This window comes from Corynebacterium sp. LK31 (assembly GCF_014335015.1).
Lineage (GTDB): Bacteria > Actinomycetota > Actinomycetes > Mycobacteriales > Mycobacteriaceae > Corynebacterium > Corynebacterium jeikeium_D.
This window is the reverse complement of the sequence record NZ_PDGW01000011.1, coordinates 99,333-117,722: the sequence shown is the minus strand read 5'-3', so window position 1 is coordinate 117,722 and position 18,390 is coordinate 99,333. Positions and strand designations below refer to the sequence as shown.

At 59.3% G+C, this 18,390-nt stretch carries 15 protein-coding genes; 5 read left to right on the top strand and 10 right to left on the bottom strand.

The window, feature by feature from the left end:
- Positions 1-29: 29 nt before the first annotated feature.
- Positions 30-863 carry a class I SAM-dependent methyltransferase gene (locus CRD18_RS02810; RefSeq protein WP_147722644.1) on the top strand — a complete coding sequence of 278 codons (834 nt, stop codon included), beginning with the start codon at positions 30-32 and terminating at the stop codon, positions 861-863.
- A gap of 26 nt (positions 864-889) precedes the next feature.
- Here CRD18_RS02810 and CRD18_RS02805 read toward each other — a convergent pair whose 3' ends face one another.
- The 7 genes from CRD18_RS02805 to gatC form a co-directional block, all read right to left on the bottom strand.
- Entirely contained in the window at positions 890-2,353 is a 1,464-nt protein-coding gene (locus tag CRD18_RS02805; protein WP_147722646.1) for a hypothetical protein, read from the bottom strand.
- A gap of 157 nt (positions 2,354-2,510) precedes the next feature.
- Complete coding sequence (locus tag CRD18_RS02800) at positions 2,511-3,542, bottom strand: ATP-dependent 6-phosphofructokinase (RefSeq protein ID WP_038628534.1); 1,032 nt, start codon at positions 3,540-3,542, stop codon at positions 2,511-2,513.
- Between the two features lie 53 nt (positions 3,543-3,595).
- Positions 3,596-4,720, bottom strand: a complete 1,125-nt coding sequence (locus CRD18_RS02795; RefSeq protein ID WP_049172092.1) for an ABC transporter substrate-binding protein — start codon at positions 4,718-4,720, stop codon at positions 3,596-3,598.
- Positions 4,721-4,730: 10 nt separating this feature from the next.
- Positions 4,731-5,531 carry an ABC transporter ATP-binding protein gene (locus tag CRD18_RS02790; RefSeq protein ID WP_049172090.1) on the bottom strand — a complete coding sequence of 267 codons (801 nt, stop codon included), beginning with the start codon at positions 5,529-5,531 and terminating at the stop codon, positions 4,731-4,733.
- Positions 5,532-6,599: a FecCD family ABC transporter permease gene (locus tag CRD18_RS02785; RefSeq protein WP_370449368.1), complete on the bottom strand. Its 1,068-nt coding sequence runs from the start codon at positions 6,597-6,599 to the stop codon at positions 5,532-5,534.
- Between the two features lie 115 nt (positions 6,600-6,714).
- A complete protein-coding gene (gene gatA / locus CRD18_RS02780) occupies positions 6,715-8,229 on the bottom strand; it encodes an Asp-tRNA(Asn)/Glu-tRNA(Gln) amidotransferase subunit GatA (RefSeq protein WP_049172086.1) in 1,515 nt (504 codons plus the stop codon).
- 15 nt (positions 8,230-8,244) lie between these two features.
- On the bottom strand, positions 8,245-8,538 hold the full coding sequence (gene gatC / locus CRD18_RS02775; RefSeq protein ID WP_005509328.1) for an Asp-tRNA(Asn)/Glu-tRNA(Gln) amidotransferase subunit GatC: 294 nt from the start codon (positions 8,536-8,538) through the stop codon (positions 8,245-8,247).
- Between the two features lie 227 nt (positions 8,539-8,765).
- Between gatC and CRD18_RS02770 the strand changes: the two genes are divergently transcribed.
- Both CRD18_RS02770 and CRD18_RS02765 read left to right on the top strand, forming a co-directional pair.
- Positions 8,766-9,431, top strand: coding sequence for an amino acid-binding ACT domain protein (locus CRD18_RS02770; protein WP_048735304.1), 666 nt, complete (start codon positions 8,766-8,768; stop codon positions 9,429-9,431).
- 144 nt (positions 9,432-9,575) lie between these two features.
- A complete protein-coding gene (locus CRD18_RS02765; RefSeq protein ID WP_070546736.1) occupies positions 9,576-11,942 on the top strand; it encodes a glycogen/starch/alpha-glucan phosphorylase in 2,367 nt (788 codons plus the stop codon).
- Positions 11,943-11,980: 38 nt separating this feature from the next.
- On the opposite strand, the gene ligA is transcribed toward CRD18_RS02765, so the two are convergent.
- Entirely contained in the window at positions 11,981-14,101 is a 2,121-nt protein-coding gene (ligA, locus tag CRD18_RS02760; RefSeq protein WP_101738712.1) for an NAD-dependent DNA ligase LigA, read from the bottom strand.
- 96 nt (positions 14,102-14,197) lie between these two features.
- Between ligA and CRD18_RS02755 the strand changes: the two genes are divergently transcribed.
- A complete protein-coding gene (locus CRD18_RS02755) occupies positions 14,198-14,866 on the top strand; it encodes a 3'-5' exonuclease (protein ID WP_070652913.1) in 669 nt (222 codons plus the stop codon).
- 139 nt (positions 14,867-15,005) lie between these two features.
- Positions 15,006-16,166, top strand: a complete 1,161-nt coding sequence (locus CRD18_RS02750) for an ATP-binding protein (protein ID WP_070652912.1) — start codon at positions 15,006-15,008, stop codon at positions 16,164-16,166.
- A gap of 5 nt (positions 16,167-16,171) precedes the next feature.
- Here CRD18_RS02750 and CRD18_RS02745 read toward each other — a convergent pair whose 3' ends face one another.
- Together CRD18_RS02745 and mnmA are read right to left on the bottom strand one after the other, a co-directional pair.
- On the bottom strand, positions 16,172-17,224 hold the full coding sequence (locus CRD18_RS02745) for a methionine synthase (RefSeq protein WP_070652911.1): 1,053 nt from the start codon (positions 17,222-17,224) through the stop codon (positions 16,172-16,174).
- Positions 17,221-18,360, bottom strand: coding sequence for a tRNA 2-thiouridine(34) synthase MnmA (gene mnmA / locus CRD18_RS02740; RefSeq protein WP_070866738.1), 1,140 nt, complete (start codon positions 18,358-18,360; stop codon positions 17,221-17,223). Before mnmA ends, CRD18_RS02745 begins: the two co-directional genes overlap by 4 nt.
- Between the last annotated feature and the right edge of the window lie 30 nt (positions 18,361-18,390).

Sequence of the window (18,390 nt, the reverse complement as noted above, 5' to 3'; positions counted from 1 at the left end):
CCCCGCGTGCGTGCCCTAGGGTATAAGTCGTGCCCGGAGTTAACGAACACCCACCGATTCCACCGACGTCAGCACGCGATACGCCAACGTTCCGCGATGCCGCTGACCGCCACCGCGCAGGCGCTACTTTCGACGACGAACTGCAGGAAAGCGCCGACGGAGCCACGGGCTACCACCGCGTGCGCCCCGGATATCCTCCAACCGTCATCGAAGCGCTTACCCGTCTCGCACCGCACCCACAGGTAGTCGCCGATATCGGCGCCGGCACTGGGAAGCTCACCGCCTCGCTTGCCGACGTCTACCGCGATGCCACCCTGCTGGCACTCGATCCCTCCACCGCGATGCGGCAAGCACTGATGCACAATGTGCCAGCGGCGGAATGCCTGGAAGGTACTGCGGAGCGCACGAGACTGGAGTCCGACAGCGTCGATGTAGCAACATGTGCGCAGACCTGGCACTGGGTGGACCCGACAGCTGCAAGTAAAGAACTCGCTCGGGTGTTACGCATCGATGGCGTGGCTATGTTGGTGTGGAACACCTTGGATGTCTCCGTACCGTGGGTGCATCGGCTCAGCCGCATCATGCACGCCGGTGACGTGTTGCGCCCCGGCTTCTACCCTGAAGTTGGTCCGGAGTTGGAGTTAGTCGATGAGGTACGCCTGGCCTGGGAGCAGACACTGACCATCGAGGACATCGTGTTGCTGGCACGGACCCGTTCCTATTGGCTTCGTTCCAAGCCCGCCACACGCGTCAAGGTGGAGGCGAACTTGCACTGGTATCTCAACGAGCACTTGGAGCACACATACGAAGAAGGCATCGCCCTTCCCTACCGGTGCGATGCCTTCTATTTTCGAGCTGCCTAGATTTTCGAGCTGCCCAGTCGCGCTAGTTAGTTTTCTTTCTTCGGCTTAGGGTGAGCCACGCGCTTGAATGCGTTCTTAGTCTGACCGGCCAGCTTCTTCGGCGCAGTAGCTGTGGTCTCGCCTGGGAAGGAGTCCTTCGCGGTCTCGCGAGGGTTTTCTTCATCGGAAGCTTCTTCAATTTCGGACAGCTTCTCCAGGCGCTCATTATCCTTTTCTACGATGCGCTCGGCGTCATCCTCAGTGAAGTTCACGTTATCGTCGCTGACCAGTTCCTCGACGATGTCATCGCGAACGCTTTCCTGAAGGTCGACGTTGGAAATGTTGGAGTTAGCCAAAGCGCGATCGAGCTTCTTCTGATCGGCGGTGGTGAACTTCTTGTTCGGGTGCATCTTTCGGCGTGCGAGCTTACGGATACGACCGCGACGCTTCGACTCCTCCATCAGCTTGTTGCGTCCTGCCAGGTACGCACCGCACAGAATCACGATTAGGGCGATACCGACATAGCCTAGTGCCGGGTAAATGGAGCCAACCAGAGCCTTGAACCCAAAGAAACTTAGGCCAAAGCCAATCAGCACGGTCACGATGAATACCAGGCGGAAACGGTGCGGGGTATTGCGTGTTAGGCGGCGGCCCAGCGCGTAGAACATGCCAATGGCCGTGTTAAAAATCATGGCGTAGATGATGATTGCCATCACGGTACCCAGGACCGGGTGGATGTCATTGACGATTGCCAGGGTCGGCATATCTTCGTGGCCAACATCCTTGACCTTGAAGAAGAGGGCAAAGGTCACCAGCGTCAGCAGACCTGCATAGATGCTCCCGCCCATGAGACCACCGATGCCAGCTTCACGCGGGTTCAGGTAGCTACCGCCGATGACAATCGACATCGATACGGCCACCATCACACAGAAACCGACATAGTTCAGGGCAGAAATAGACCAGTGTGGCAGCGATGTCGACAGTTCATTGGTGTACTGCGCGGCCTCCGACATCGACGTGTCGGTGGTGAACAAAGTGTAGATACCGGCTCCAAGCAGGAACACGATAATGAATGGAGTGATCATGCCAATCACGCGGCTGACCTTGTCGGCATCCAGCATGCCTACACCCAAAGTCAGGGCAACCATGATGACGGCGCCGATCCACACCTCAAGTCCGAACTGCTGGTTCAAGTTCGCACCGGCACCGGCGAACATGACGAAGCCGGTACAGAACAGCGTGATCATCACGGCGATATCCAAAATCTTCGAAACCCAACTGCGGGTGATTACGTCGAAGACCTCGGAGTGCTCATCAGCCTGCAAGTAGCTGGCAATTGACAGCACTGCCAGGCCACTGGCAATCATCACGACGGAGGCAAGTACCACGCCCCACAAGCCGTTAGTGCCAAATGCCACGAAGTACTGCATCATTTCCTGGCCGGATGCGAATCCGGCACCGACAGTTAGGCCGACAAAGGCCATCGCGATTGTTGTGGCTCTTTTCCACATAACGAGAAAATCCTAAATATAAGTCTATTTTTCAAAAACCGGAACCTTACAAAGCATACTGCCCGAGCTGGTGATTGATACACCAGCTCGGGCAGTATGCCTATTTTGTTACGAAGATGTGCCTAAATGTTTAGCAACGCGTGCTTAACCGACGCGTTTAACCAAACAGCGCAGCAGCTGCGCGGTAACGGCCATCCGGCACAACCTTCAACTCAGCAACCGCATCGTCGATGTCGATACGCTCGATGTTCTCACCGTGCAGAGCGACGATCTTGCCGAAGTCCCCCTCGTGTACTGCTCGGGTGGCGTGGACACCGTAGCGGGTAGCAAGCACGCGGTCGTACGCAGTCGGCGTACCGCCACGCTGAATGTGACCCAGCACCGTGGTGCGAACGTCGTACCCGGTGCGCTTCTTAATCTCCGCACCAATAACCTGACCAATGCCGTTGAAGGTTTGGTGGCCGAACTGGTCGACACCGCCCTCTTCGTACTCCATGGTGCCCGGCTTCGGGGTGGCGCCCTCAGCGACGACGATAATGCCGTACTTCTCACCCATCTGGAAACGGCGCTCCATCGACTTCACAATCTCGTTGATGTCGAATGGCTTTTCCGGAATGACAATGTGGTGAGCACCGCCGGCCATACCCGCATGCAAAGCGATCCAGCCCACGTGTCGACCCATGACCTCAACAATCATGACGCGCTGGTGGGATTCCGCAGTGGTGTGCAGACGGTCAACCGCGTCGGTGGCAACAGCCACAGCCGTGTCGAAACCGAAGGTGTAGTCCGTACCGTTGACGTCATTATCAATAGTCTTCGGAACACCGACGACCGGCACCCCATTGTCCGAAAGCCACTTGCCGGCCTTCAGCGTACCTTCGCCACCGATTGGGATCAGGGCATCGATGCCCGCATCAGAGAGATTTTCCTTGATGCGGTCGAGGTTAGACATGAGAATGTCCGGATGCACGCGGCCGGTGCCCAGCATCGTGCCGCCACGCAGCAGCATACGGTCAATCCGCTCATCGTCGTAAAGCTGGACCCTACGGTCTTCCATAAGACCAATCCAACCGTCCTCAAAACCGACGACGGTTGAGCCGTACTCGCTCGAGCTGGTACGGACAATTGCACGGATAACGGCATTCAGACCGGGACAATCTCCACCGGAGGTAAGGGTCGCAATTCGCATGATGCCCACCTTAGTCGCGTTAGTCAGTTCGTGCTTGACGGCCTTGGTCGAAACTACTTCTGCAGGTACTCCTGCCCTGGTAGCTCAGACGGTAGCTCCATCTTCGTCGTCACCTCCGACGCCGGCACAAGACCATATTCCTCGAGCGCCTTGCGCACGTACTCTGCGGCATCGACGTTCAGCGGAGACTCCGTCCACAATGCAATCGGCAGGTTAATAAAGCGGTTCTCCTTGACCGCCTCGAGATCCTTCGTTGCCGGATTCGTGCGCAAAACCTTGATTTTCTCTTCGAAGGTCTGACCTGGGTAGTCCACAAGCGCGATGAAGTCAGGATTCATCTCCGCGACATGCTCCCAGGAGGTCGTAGTCCAAGTGTCCTTAATCGACTCGGTCGCATTGATTGCACCGGCCTTTTCCAGGATGCCCTGCGGTGCGCCAAAGGAACCCGAGGTAATTGGTGCTTCACCGACAGAATCAAAGAGGAAGCCCACTGGCTTCTTATCTCCCTTTGGCGCGGCATCCAGGGCTTGCAGTCGGTTATCAATATCTGCAATAACCTTGTCGCCCTCACCGTCGTGTCCGGTCAAGGTAGCGATATTCTTCAAATCAATTTTGACAGCTTCCCACGGATCCACCAGACCACGAGTATGCCCCGGGTCGCCACTGCCTTCCTTGCCCGCCGAGGCTGCGTCACCAGTACGGCAAGATTCCGTCAGGGTGTAGGCACCGATACCGTGCTCGGAAAGCGATTCCGGGGTAATGCCCTTGTCTTCACTAAAGCCATAGCCCCAGCCCGCCAGCATCACATCCGGTTCGGCCGCAATGACCTGCTCCAGATTCGGGTATTCCTTCGCAACTTCTGGCTTCTGCGCAATTGCATCGCCATAAGCTGCGGTCAACACCGGCAGATGCGAGGCCATAGAGCTCACCGCTGTGATCTCATCCGCAGCACCGACAGCCAGCGCCAGCGAAGCAATATTGCCGTCATTAATCAGCAGCTTTTTAGCTACACCCGGGTAGCTGACTTCTTCACCGCAGTTGGTGAGGGTAAGGCCTGACGACGAGGCCTGCGTTCCCTCATCAGAGCCACAGGCGGCGGCTCCGAATGCCAGAGCAGCCACAGCGATACCAGCTGCTGAGGCACGAAGGGGACGTCGGAAAGCATGTGCGTTATTCAAGGGAGTACTCCTAGTTGATGGTGGCAGCATCCAGCTCGCTATCGATTGCGAGGTGGCGGCGGCCAGCGGGGGAATTGAGCTGACAGGATTCAACCTGAAAGATTTGGGCGACAAAGTCGCGGGTAAGCACTTCTGCGGGAATGCCGTCGGCCGCGATACCGCCGTCCGCGACCACGATGACGCGGTCGAAGTGGTTCATCACCAGGTCCAAGTCGTGGATCGCGGCAATGACACACGCTCCGCTGGAGCGGGCCAGACGGAGGACGGATTGTTGATGGCGCACGTCGAGGTGGTTAGTGGGCTCGTCGAGAAGCATGATTGGCGAGTCCTGGGCGATGGCACGCGCCAGACACACGCGACGACGTTGCCCACCCGAGAGTTGCCCACACAGGCGTTGCGCAACCGCTTCCAACCCCACGAGCTCCAGCGCACGGTCGACGTGGGAATTGTCCTCGGCGGTGTTGCCACCAAAAAGGCGCTGGTAGGGCAAGCGCCCCAGGGAGACAAAGTCGCGCACGCGCATTTCGGCGGGTGGAACCTCGTTTTGCGCGACGAAAGCCAGATCGCGGGCGCGGTGCTTCGAGCTGATTGAGCTCATCGATTTGCCGTTAATCTCGACCTCGCCCGTGGCCGGTTTCGTGATTCCACCGAGCGCACGCAGCAACGTGGATTTACCCGCGCCGTTAACACCAATGATGGCGGTCATGGGTTCTGCACCGAAGTTGAGGTTGACTCCGCTGACAATGGTGCGCCCAGCGATATCACAGCGCATATCTTTAGCGGCGAGTACAGATTTTGGTAGAGCGCTCATTTACTCAGCACCTCCGTAGCTGTAGTGCGAGCGGCTCATGAGGTAGAGGAAAAGTGGTGCGCCAACCAATCCCGTGACTACTCCCAGCGGCATTTCCTGGCTTCCGCCCACTACGCGCGCGATGATGTCCACCCAGATGAGAAACAGTCCACCCATGAGGGCAGCAACCGGTAGGACAACGCGGTGCGTGGCCCCTACCAAGATGCGGGTCAAGTGTGGAATCACCAGGCCGACAAACCCGATGCCGCCAGAGACCGCAACGAGCGTGCCAACGAGGACAGCCTGGAGCACAAATACCTGTGTGCGTAGCCGAGAAACATCAATACCTACGGCCGCTGCGGTGCTCTCACCAGTTGCCAGCGCATCCAGATGACGGGCTTTGACCAGGAAAAACAACAGTACTGCGATGAGGACAATGAGCGGGAAGAGCGTCTTCAGCCATGTCGCACCGGCAACAGAGCCCAGCATCCAAAACATCACGGACTGCGCGGCCCTCGGGTCTGGCCCAGCGAAGACCATGAAGCTACTCAGCGCGGAAAACGCAGCGGAGAGCACAACGCCGGAGAGCACCAAACGCAGCGGAGTCAGCCCACCGCCTGCAGTGGCGAAAGCACCGACCGCGAGGGTGGCCATTACTGCACCGAGGAGTGCACCGAATGTCAGCGGCGCGATGGGGCTACCGGAGAAAGCACCAAAGATAATCACCGCGGTCGCACCGGCACCGGCGCCGGCGGAAATACCTAGCAGATATGGGTCTGCCAACGGGTTACGGACCAATGTCTGCATAGCCACACCGGAGACAGCTAGCCCCGCCCCTACAATCGCTGCGAGAATACCCCGGGGAGCGCGGAGATTCCAGACGATGGTGTCCGAACTGGCGGGCACAGATTCATCGAGCTCAATGCCGAAGATGTGATGCGAAATGACCTGTGTCGTGGTGGACCAGGTGATATCCGCCGAGCCGAAGACCACCGCAGCGACCAGACTGACGGCAATGGCTATGACAATGACCAGCCCATAGATCCAAGGCATAAACCGCGGTGGGTTTTTAAATCTAACTCTCTCCATGTTTGCGTACCTGCGCATGTATGAAACTCTCCCCGACACGACAACAACCGCCGCTCTCCCACTTCAGTGAGAAAACGACGGTTGCAGAAAACCGACTAACGCTTATTGAGCGCTTCTATGCAATCGAGCCGCGAACCTTTTCGTAGGCAGCGCCGACCTTGTACAGACGATCGTCACCGTGGCGCGGAGCCATAATCTGCAGGCCTACCGGCAGACCCGTGTCTTCAGCCAGGCCCGACGGCACGGACATGCCACACATGCCGGCCAGGTTGAGCGGCAGAGTACACAGGTCGAACATGTACATGCTCAGCGGGTCGTCAACCTTCTCGCCCAACTTAAACGCAGTGGTCGGAGTGGTCGGCGAGATCAGGACATCCACCTGTTCGAAGGCCCGCTCGAAGTCCTGCTGAATCAGGGTACGGACGCGCTGTGCCTGGATGTAGTAGGCGTCGTAGTAACCGACCGATAGCGCGTAGGTACCGATGATGATGCGTCGCTTAACCTCATCGCCGAAACCAGCGGCACGGGTCATAGCCATGACCTCATCGGCCGAGTGCGAACCGTCATCACCAACACGCTGGCCGTAACGCATGCCGTCGAAACGAGCCAGGTTGGAGCTGACCTCACACGGCAGAATCAGGTAGTACGCGCTCAGTGCGTGGTCGAAGTTCGGGCAATCGACCTCGACCACCTCTGCGCCAGCTTCCTTAAGCTTGTCGACGGCCTCGTGGAAGCTGTCCAGTACGCCGGCCTGGTAACCCTCGGTGCGGTCGAACTGCTTGACGATGCCGACCTTAACCCCCGTGAGGTCACCGGTAGCACCTTCCTTGGCAGCAGCAACCACATCGGCAATCGGCTGCTCCGTGGAAGTCGAGTCATTCTCGTCGTGACCAGCAATGATTTCGTGCAGCAGCGCGGTGTCCAGAACGGTTCGCGCGGTCGGCCCACCCTGATCCAACGAGGAGGCGCAAGCGACCAGGCCGTAGCGGGATACCGTGCCATAGGTCGGCTTCACGCCGACCGTTGCGGTCAGAGCTGCTGGCTGACGAATCGAGCCACCGGTGTCAGTACCGATAGCCAGCGGAGCCATACCGGAGGCCAGCGCCGCGGAAGAGCCACCACCGGAACCGCCTGCGGTGCGCTCAACATCCCACGGGTTGTGAGTCGGGCCGTAAGCGGAGTTTTCAGTCGACGAGCCCATGGCGAACTCATCCATGTTGGTCTTACCCAGAATTGGGATGCCAGCTGCACGCAGCTTGGCAGTAACCGTTGCGTCGTAAGGGCTCATGTAGCCCTCGAGCATCTTGGAAGCGCAGGTGGTCGGCGCATCGGTGGTAGTGAAGACATCCTTCAGCGCCAGCGGAACACCGGCCAGCGCGGAGGCCGGCTCCTCGCCAGCATCCAGCGACTCATCGACCTTGCGAGCTGCAGCCAGGGCCTCTTCGGCACCGACGTGCAGGAATGCGTGAATGTCCTCATCAATTGCCGCGATACGGTCGAGGAACGCCTGGGTGACCTCTACCGAGGTCAGCTCACGAGCGTGAATCTTCTGTGCGAGCTCAAAAGCGCTCAGCCCCAGAATCGGGTCCTCAGCAACAGCGGCATGCAGGTTCGGGTTAGCTGCAATCATTTCTTCCACGTACTCCTACTCGCCGAGAATCTGGGGAACTTCGAAGCGCTGGCGGTCCTGCGACGGCGCCTGGTCCAGCGCCTGCTCCGCAGTCAGCGTCGGCTTGACGACGTCCTCGCGCATCACACCGGACAGCGAAGAGGGGTGACTCATCGGTTCAACATCATCCGCAGCCACCTTTTGAACGGCCTGGACGTGGTTAATAATGCCGTCGATCTGACCGGCGAACTCGTCGAGTTCCGCGTCAGTCAGAGCCAGACGGGACAATCGCGCTAGGTGGGCGACCTCATCGCGTGAGATAGCTGGCACGCTAGTACCCCTTTCATTTCTTCGTACGAAGCTAGTGCACAGAAGTTTAGTTGAAACTGATTTTGAACCGCGCGAGCGGGCTGTACTTGCCAACAGTAGTCGTTGTCGCCAAGTAGTTGTCCGCAGGGTCTTACATTTCAAAGGTTTACCCTGTAGCCTAAATCACTACTTCTATAGTTACACCGCAAGCATCACTATCAATTATTCGAAAGGTTGTGCACACAGCCATGAGTTACCTCCTTCGCATCCAGCTTCCCGACGAACCAGGCGCACTTGGCTACGTCGCGGCTGCCCTGGGCGAAGTAGAAGGTGATATTCGCAGTGTCGATGTCGTAGATTACGGCGCTAATGGCGTTGTTGTTGACGACATCGTGGTTGACCTGCCCATGGGCCTGCTACCAGACACACTGATTACAGCGGCTCAGTCCATTAGCGGAGTGGAAGTCGATTCAATTAGGCCTTTCTCCGGCTCGGTTGACCGCCGCGGACAGATTGCACTGCTGGCCAAGTTCTCACAGCACACGAAGAACTTGGATCGTGCCCTCGGAGATGTCGTCGACGGCCTGCCTCAGACTATGACTGCCGGCTGGGCTATCGTCCTCGGCGAACAGAGCGATGGCCGCTGGGTACGTCGCGCTTCCTCTACCGCTGCTCCAGAGGATAACGGCCGGACTCTGCCGGAAGCCCCAATTGACTCGCCGCGAAACCTGGATCCGGACGAGGAAACGTGGCTGCCGGAGGACTGGACAGTTATGGACTCCTCCATTGCCGCCACTCCGATGGGCAAGGGCCTCGTTCTCGTTATTGGCCGGCCCGGCGGGCCGGACTTCCTACCAAGTGAGGTTGAGCACTTGGGCCGGATTGGCACGATTGTCGGCGCAATCATCGACTAGCAGCGGCTAATGGGCTGCCCTCTTCTGAGGGCAGCCCCCTTCCGCTCGAAGCTCTTACCCTAAGGCTCCTCCCCTATGGAGCGCAGTGATTCACGCTTAGCGGTAAAGTCTGGAACTGATACCAGTCAATAAGGAGCTTCTTTGATGTCGAACTTGAGTGACCTCGTCGGATCCCACATTCGTGCCGAGTCCGGCCGTGTCCCCCAGTCGTCCACTGAGATGGAATTCTGGTCCGGTCTGTCACGGGTTGTTGTCGATAACCTAGCGGACAACTGGCAGCGCACCACGGAGGCATACGCTGCTACCCGCCAGCAGCACTACTTCTCCGCCGAGTTCCTCATGGGTCGCGCCCTGCTGAATAACCTGCTCAATGCAGGTCTGGTGGATGAGGCCTCTGCTGCCGTGAAAAAGTACGGCAAGAATCTGACAGACGTGCTCGAGGCTGAACACGACGCCGCTCTCGGTAACGGTGGCCTGGGTCGTCTGGCCGCCTGCTTCCTGGATTCCTGTGCCACGCAGAATCTGCCGGTGACCGGTTATGGCATCCTCTACCGCTACGGTCTGTTCAAGCAGACCTTCGAAGATGGCTTCCAGGATGAGCACCCGGACCCGTGGATGGAAGAGGGCTACCCCTTCGTCATTCGTCGCGAGGAACTGTCCAAGATTGTCACCTTTGATGACTTGGTGGTGCGCGCTGTTCCATATGACATGCCAATTACCGGCTACGGCACCGATAACGTCGGCACGCTGCGCCTGTGGCACTCGGAGCCGATGCGTGAGTTCGACTATGACGCCTTCAACTCGCAGCGCTTCACCGACGCCATTGTCGAACGGGAGCGCGTCCATGACCTGTGCCGCGTGCTCTACCCGAATGACTCGACCTATGACGGCAAGGTCCTGCGTGTCCGCCAGCAGTACTTCTTCGTCTCCGCTTCGCTGCAGACGATGATCGATTCTTACATCGAGAATCACGGCGAGGACCTGCGCGATTTCCACAAGTACAACTCCATTCAGCTCAATGACACCCACCCGGTGCTCGCTATCCCAGAGCTGATGCGTCTGCTCCTGGATGAGCACGATATGAGCTGGGACGACGCCTGGAACGTCGTGTCCAACACCTTCGCCTACACCAACCACACCGTTCTGGCAGAAGCGTTGGAGACCTGGGAATACTCCATTTTTGACCGTCTCTTCGGCCGCGTTCTGGAGATCACCCGCGAGATTGACCGCCGCTTCCGCGAAGACCTGGCGGAGCGCGGCTTCGACCAGGGCAAGATTGACTACATGGCGCCGATTTCTCACGGTCGCATCCACATGGCGTGGATCGCCTGCTACGCCGCGTACTCCATCAACGGTGTTGCTGCCCTGCACACGGAGATTATTAAGCGCGAAACGTTGAAGGACTGGCACGATATCTGGCCGGAGCGCTTCAACAACAAGACCAATGGCGTCACCCCGCGCCGCTGGCTCAACCAGTGCAACCCGCGCCTGTCGGCACTGCTGACTCGCCTGTCGGGTTCGGACGCCTGGGTCACTGACTTGGACAAGCTCGCTGAGCTCGAAAAGTTTGCTGACGACGAGGCCGTGTTGCGTGAGATTCTCGACATCAAGCACGAGAACAAGAAGGACTTCGCCACCTGGCTGGAGCACCGCCAGGGTATTTCGGTGAACCCGGACGCCATCTTCGATACCCAGATTAAGCGTCTGCACGAGTACAAGCGCCAGCTTCTCAACGCGCTCTACATCCTCGATCTCTACTACCGCATCAAGGAAGACCCAGCGCTGGACGTGCCACCGCGCGTGTTCATCTTCGGTGCCAAGGCCGCCCCAGGCTACGTTCGCGCGAAGGCCATCATTAAGTTCATCAACGCTATCGCGGACAAGGTCAATAACGATCCGGACATGGACGGTCGCCTGCAGGTCGCCTTCGTTGAGAACTACAACGTCACCCCGGCAGAGCACATCATCCCGGCCACCGACGTCTCCGAGCAGATTTCCACTGCCGGTAAGGAGGCTTCGGGTACCTCGAACATGAAGTTCATGATGAACGGCGCACTGACGCTGGGCACCATGGACGGCGCAAACGTCGAAATCGTCGACGCCGCCGGCGAAGAGAACGCCTACATCTTCGGTGCGCTGGAAGAGGAACTGCCGGAGCTGCGTCGCACCTACAGCCCGCGTGGCACTTACGAAACGGTGCCGGGTCTCAAGCGCGCGGTCGATTCGCTTGTCGACGGCACTTTTGCTGACGGTGGCAGCGGAATGTTCCACGACCTGCACTTCTCGCTGCTGGAGTCCAACGGGTACGAGCCAGCCGATGTCTACTACGTCCTCGGCGACTTCGCTGACTACCGCGAGACCCGCGACCGCATGGCCGAGGACTACCGCGACGAGCTGGCGTGGGCCAAGAAGTGCTTCCTGAACATCATCCGTTCGGGCCGCTTCTCCTCCGACCGCACTATCCGCGATTACGCCAATGAGGTCTGGAAGCTGGAAGAGACCAAGATTTAGGCCCGGCTGGGTCAAATCCTGGCTGGGCCAAGCCCCAGCTAGGCCTGACCAGTTTCCAGCAATCGCTTGAACCCATCCTCGTCGAGGATGGGCAAGCCCAGCTCCTCGGCCTTTGTGGCCTTGGAACCGGCGTTTTCGCCAACCACCACGTAGTCGGTCTTCTTCGACACCGACCCTGCGGCCTTACCGCCACGGGAGATAACGGCTTCCTTCGCGCTGTCGCGAGTGAAGTCCTCCAAAGAGCCGGTGACTACCACGGTCAATCCCTCTAGCACCTGATCTGGACGATCGGCGACCTCATCGGCCATACGCACACCGGCAGCTTCCCAGCGCTCGACAACCTCGCGGTGCCAGTCCACCTCGAACCAGTCAGCCACGGAATCGCCGATGATCTCGCCAATGCCATCGATGGCCGAAATCTCCTCGCGGCTCGCAGCGCGCAGCGCCTCCATCGAGCCGAACTTCTGTGCCAAGGTCCGCGCCACTGTTGGACCCACATGACGAATGGACAGGCTGACCAATACGCGCCACAGCTCTTTATCCTTAGCTGCCTCGATGTTGGCCAACAGTTTCTTACCATTGGCGTTCAGGGTTTTCCGCGAAGCCGTAGTGTAGACCTCAGTGCCGAGCAAATCTTCCTCGGTGAGGTCGAAGAGGCGGGACTCGTCGGCAAGCACGCCGCGATGAATCAAATCGGCAGCGCCCCTCTCCCCCAGGTTTTCGATATCGAACCCGGAGCGGGAGGCGAGGAATTCAATTCGACGCCGCAGCTGACCTGGACAGTAGCGGGTATTGGGGCAACGCCAATCGGCATCGCTGTCCTTTGCCGGAGCCAAACGAGTACCGCACTCGGGGCAGAGAGTCGGGTAAATGTACTTTCGCTCGCTACCATCTCGGAGATCGGCTACGGGGCCGAGTACCTCTGGAATCACGTCACCGGCCTTGCGGATGGTCACACGGTCCCCGATGAGCACACCCTTTCGGTGCACCTCGGAAGGGTTGTGTAGCGTCGCCATCTCGACAGTTGACCCGGCCACGAAGACCGGCTTCATCACGGCATATGGCGTCGCACGACCAGTTCGGCCGATGGAGACTCGAATGTCCAGCAGGTCCGTGGTGACCTCTTCTGGCGGATACTTGTAGGCAATCGCCCAGCGCGGCGCCCGCGAGGTCGCGCCCAACGCGCGCTGCTCGGAAAGGGAGTCAACCTTGACCACAAGCCCGTCCATCTCGTGGATGGCGTCGTGGCGGTGCTCGCCCCAGTACTGCATCTGCTTAACGACGTCATCCGCGGAATGAACCTGCTTTGTATACGGCGACACGTGGAAACCCCACTCGTCCAAGGCACGATATGCCTCGTGCTGGGACTGTGGACGCCAGCCCTCGATATGACCAATTCCATGGCAAATCATGGACAACCGGCGCTTGGCCACTTCTGCAACATCCTTCTGTCGCAGGGAACCGGCGGCGGCGTTACGGGGGTTGGCAAACGGCTTCTGACCCGCTTCGACGCGATCGGCGTTGATGCGTTCGAACTCTTCCAACGAGATAAAGACTTCACCACGCACCTCGAGCACGTCGGGGATGTTCTCGCCGCTGATTTCATGCGGAATATCTTCGATAGTGCGCGCATTGGCGGTGACGTTCTCCCCCACGCGGCCGTCTCCGCGGGTGGCCGCCCGGACAAGGCGGCCATTCTCATAGACCAGATCGATAGACAGGCCATCGATTTTCAGCTCGGTCAGATACGTGCTGGCCGGGGTGCGGGCCAGCCAGCCGCGCAACTCCTGCTCATCGAAAACATTGTCCAAGCTGTAAAGGCGTTCGAGGTGCTCAACAGGCTCGAACACTTCCCCGTCGGCAGGCGTGTCGACCTGCGCACCGACCTGCTGCGTGGGGCTGTCCGGCACCACCAGATCGGGCCACTGCTCCTCTAACCGCTGCAGTTGACGGAACATCTCGTCATACTCAGCATCGGAGATAACCGGCTGCGCGGTGTAGTACAGCGCAGCGTTTTCACGAATGCGAGTTGCTAGATCTTGCCACTTCTCCCGGACGTCCGCCGGCGCTGGCTCGGAGGCGGGGGCGCTGGAAAACGAAGACAAATCGGAGGTTGACAGGTCGGAGTTCTCATCGGTCGAGGAAGTCACGTCGCTCATTCTATGTCATTGCCCGGATGCGCCGGAGGACACGGAAATTCTCTTGACCTTGTTCCTGCCCCTCAGCGAATCCGCACTCTCCGCTACAGTTGAGACATGCATAATTTCGATCCGCGACGCATGCTCGCGTTTGATCTGGAGACTACCGGCACGGATCCTCGCACCTGCAAGATTGTCACTTCCGCACTGGTCCGACTGACTGAGCAGGGCAAAGATTCCACCATCATGCTCGCTAATCCCGGTGTCGAAATTCCGCAAGCTGCGTCTGATGTGCATGGCATCACCACTGAAAAAGCTCGCGCGGAGGGACGCCCGCACGATGAAGTGCTAGCGGATACCATTGCCGGCCTTCGAGCTGCCTGGCGCGATGGTCTGACCGTAGTGGCCTATAACGCGGCTTATGATCTGACGGTACTGCGCTCGCAGGATCCCAATTTTACTGTTGACGGCCTCGTCGTCGACCCCTTTGTGCTGGATAATTACTTCGACCCAGAACGCCGTGAAAAACGCACATTGACTGATGTCTCCCGCCATTATCAGGTGCGCCTGGACGGGGCACATGATGCCACCGAAGATGCTCTGGCGGCTGCGCGCATCGCATGGGTGATGGCGCGCCACTACCGGGAGCTAACCGAAAAATCGGGAGAAGAGCTGATGGAGCTGCAGGCCGTCGCGTACTACCAGTACAAGAAGAACCTGCAGCAGTACCTGACCGAAAAGGGTAAGGATACGTCGGACTTCACCTTCGGGTGGCCGATGGACTGAGCAGCGACCCCTTCACCCTCCCCGGCTCTCCCAATATCCAGAGTTTTGTGATTATCCAATGGAAATCGAATATCCAAAATTCGGCGGAATATCCAAGTTATCCAAGCCGATGTGGATTATCCATTGCTATGATTGATGCGTGACCACTCGCGGCGACAAGGCCATCTCCATCCCACGCAATCCTTTCCACCCCACATTCGGCCGATCCCCGGCCATCATCGGTGGGCGCGATGTCGAGCTGGACTCGTTTGAGCTGGCTCTGGCGGAAGGCCCCGGTAATCCCTGGCGAACCGCGCTAATTTCCGGTACCCGCGGAATCGGTAAGACGGTACTTCTCAACGAGTTTGAAGCCGCAGCAAAGCAACTGGGATGGATTGTGCTGCGTGCTCACATCGGCTCTGAAATGATTTCTGAACTCACCGATGTCACCATTCCGCGCACTTTCAGTGCCATTGACAGTGCACCGATGGGCAAGGGCCGTCACCTCACCGGCCTGTCCATCGCCGGCATTGGCGGGTTTAAGACGGAAGTCAGCACTTCTCAGCCCGAGCCCGGCAGGAATCTGCTCAGCCAACTTCAGGATCTCTCGGCTCTCCTCATGCCACAGGGATCCGGCATCTTGCTCACTCTCGACGAGGTTCAAAGTGCAGACCCCGCACAGCTCAACGAAATTGCCCATGCAATCCAGGACCTAAATCGCGACGATGCGGAGATTGCCTTTGTCGCAGCCGGGCTGCCCAGCGGTATCGAAGACTTGCTCCAGCTAGAGGGCGCAACATTCTTACGCCGTGCCGAGCGCGTGTCTCTGGGCCGATTGGACGTGGAGACCACCAAGGACATCATTCGCAGAACTGCAGAACTCGGCGAACGCGCGATGACCGAGGATGCCGTCGAGCTGGCCGCTGAACTCAGCCACGGCTACCCGTATCTCATACAGACCATTGGCTCAGTCGCTTGGGCTAAGGCCAGGTTGGCCCACTCGGACACCATTACCGCTCAGCATGTCTCGGATGCCGCAGCGGAATCCATCCGCCGCATCGGGCTGCAAGTTCATGCGCCCAGCCTGCGGAAAGTGCCACCTCGCCAGATTGATTTTCTCAAAGCGATGGCGCGCCTCTCCCCCAATGGAAAGCCCGTGGCCACGAGCGCCATCGCAGAGACCATGGGACGCAAACTCTCTGGCATCTCACAGCTTCGCCATGACCTGATTTACCGCGAGTTGATTGTGTCAGCGTCGACGGGATACGTGGAATTCACACTTCCCTACTTCGCCGACTACCTCAATACGCTGGTGGAATAAGGTCGCTATTCGTCGCGAGCCAAGTCACCGGCTGCCCGACGAAGAAGTTCCGTGGCATTACGGCCTGCGCCGAGTTGCGCCTGTGCTTCTTCATTGGAGCTGGCAGCAAAGCCGCCCATCGGCGCCAGATTCAAGCTCTCAGCAATCTGTAGGCGCGAATAGCCCAGCTCATCCCAGAACAGCGCTGCTTGCTCAGCGAGTGCTCGAGCCGGTGTCGCCACCGGGACGCCCGTGTGCTCTTCTCGCTCCGTGACCGTCACTGGCACAATACCCAGCTCCAGGGACATATCGGCACCGACCACGGCAGCCGCAAAATCCAGTTGCTGCGTGGTGGTCAGTTCTTTGCGAGGTAGCCACACTCCGGCCGCACCGGAATCCGCCAAGGCCTGAACAGCCAGGCCATCGGGGCTCGACAGCGCGATGGTCACTTCGATGTCGTCGTCACGCAGCGGCCCCGTGACCTCGAGGAAGATCTCCGCGATCTCGCGGTGCCCCTGGGCGGGGAGATAGCCCGCGTTGCCCATCAGCATGGACGGAGCCTTGATCTTGCCCTGTACGACTGCGCCGAGTGCGGGTTCTGCCAGAAGTACCTCGATGTCGCTGTCGAAACGCCGACGGACATCGGCGATGTGGGAAGCCAATCCCGCGGCCAGCGACTGCGCGAAGTACTTCACGGCGCCGCGGTCAACGGCGATGAGATGGCCTGCGGCATTTTCCACCGAAGTCGCCATCGTCCATGGGCCGAGAGCGGTCAGGCGAATCTTCTGCGGGGTGCGTCCCCACGCTTCCTCGCACGCGTCGATGTCTCGGTGGAGATAATCAGTGGCCAAGGCACTCGCGCGACCACGACGGTCGGCGACTTTCCAGGAGCGCGCTCCCCTGTCCACGACGAGGTCAGCCATGAGGGCGGCCGTGCGACCGACGGCATCGGCGCCGAACCCACGGGCGGGCAACGTCGGTAGCGTGAGGTGACCTTCCAGGCATTCGCCAATGACAATCTCTGCCGCCTCGTGTGGATTGCGGCCCGGCATCGGGCCAAGGCCGACAAAGGAGGTCACGACAAGTCCTCTTCACGGGCGGTCGAGACAATCGTGCCGGAGCCCAGCACGTAGTCGCCCGCAGTGTCAGTGTGGTACAAAACAGCGGCCTGGCCAGGAGCGACACCACGGAGCGGATCGCTCAGGCGCAGCCGGAAGGCGCCACCGCGTCCGGTGATGTCATCGTCAGGTCCTGCCAGCACTTCAATACGGCAGTCGATGGGGCGACCGTGCGCACGCACCTGCACCTGCAGCTTGCCGGCCTCCGAGGCAGCGAGTACTTCATCCGGGTTGGCCAGCCAGATGGCACGGTCGGCCTCGAGCACGTTGACATTCAAGTCCGCAGCCGTGCCGATTGTCACCGTGCCGGTCTCTGCATCAATGCCGGTGACATAGCGCGGCTTGCCATCCGGCATCGGCCCCGCCAGGCCAATCCCCTTGCGCTGACCAATGGTGAAACCGTAGACACCGTCGTGCTCAGCGACGGTGTCGCCAGTTTCCTTATCCACAATGGTGCCCGGGCGACGGCCAATCTTCGCGCCCAGGAACGCCTTGGTATTGCCATCCGGGATGAAGCAGATGTCGTAAGAGTCCGGTTTGTTGGCAGTGCCTAGTCCCATCCCGCGGGCTTCTTCACGAATCTCTGGCTTCTCGGTGTTTCCTACCGGGAACATCGAGCGCTGCAGCTGCTCGCGATCCAGCACGCCCAGGACATAGGACTGGTCCTTCTTCGCATCGCGGCCACGGCGCAACAGGCCGTCGTCGCCAAGCAAAGCGTAATGCCCCGTGACCACCGCGTCGAAGCCGAGCGCCAGACCTCGTTCCAACAGGGCTGCGAACTTGATGCGTTCATTGCAGCGCAGGCATGGGTTCGGCGTCTCGCCGCGCTCGTAGGAGTCGTAGAAGTCATCCATGACCTCTTCTTTGAAGCGCTCGGAGAAATCCCAGACGTAGAAAGGAATGCCCAGCTCATCGCAGACGCGGCGGGCATCGCCGGAGTCCTCTAGCGAACAGCAGCCGCGGGATCCGGCGCGAACGGACTGAGGATCTTTCGACAGCGCCAAGTGCACGCCAACGACCTCGTGACCTGCGGCCAATGCACGCGCCGCAGCCACGGAAGAATCCACACCACCGCTCATTGCTGCAAGAACTCGCATTGCGTTGCAACCTTTCCCCTCTAGATTTTG

Excerpts from the sequence above, each read along its gene's own strand:
- CRD18_RS02805 (WP_147722646.1), bottom strand. The coding sequence starts at position 2,353 with ATGTGGAAAAGAGCCACAACAATCGCGATGGCCTTTGTCGGCCTAACT.
- CRD18_RS02800 (WP_038628534.1), bottom strand. The coding sequence starts at position 3,542 with ATGCGAATTGCGACCCTTACCTCCGGTGGAGATTGTCCCGGTCTGAAT.
- CRD18_RS02790 (WP_049172090.1), bottom strand. The coding sequence starts at position 5,531 with ATGAGCGCTCTACCAAAATCTGTACTCGCCGCTAAAGATATGCGCTGT.
- CRD18_RS02785 (WP_370449368.1), bottom strand. The coding sequence starts at position 6,599 with ATGGAGAGAGTTAGATTTAAAAACCCACCGCGGTTTATGCCTTGGATC.
- gatA (WP_049172086.1), bottom strand. The coding sequence starts at position 8,229 with ATGATTGCAGCTAACCCGAACCTGCATGCCGCTGTTGCTGAGGACCCG.
- CRD18_RS02770 (WP_048735304.1), top strand. The coding sequence starts at position 8,766 with ATGAGTTACCTCCTTCGCATCCAGCTTCCCGACGAACCAGGCGCACTT.
- CRD18_RS02765 (WP_070546736.1), top strand. The coding sequence starts at position 9,576 with ATGTCGAACTTGAGTGACCTCGTCGGATCCCACATTCGTGCCGAGTCC.
- ligA (WP_101738712.1), bottom strand. The coding sequence starts at position 14,101 with ATGAGCGACGTGACTTCCTCGACCGATGAGAACTCCGACCTGTCAACC.
- CRD18_RS02755 (WP_070652913.1), top strand. The coding sequence starts at position 14,198 with ATGCATAATTTCGATCCGCGACGCATGCTCGCGTTTGATCTGGAGACT.
- mnmA (WP_070866738.1), bottom strand. The coding sequence starts at position 18,360 with ATGCGAGTTCTTGCAGCAATGAGCGGTGGTGTGGATTCTTCCGTGGCT.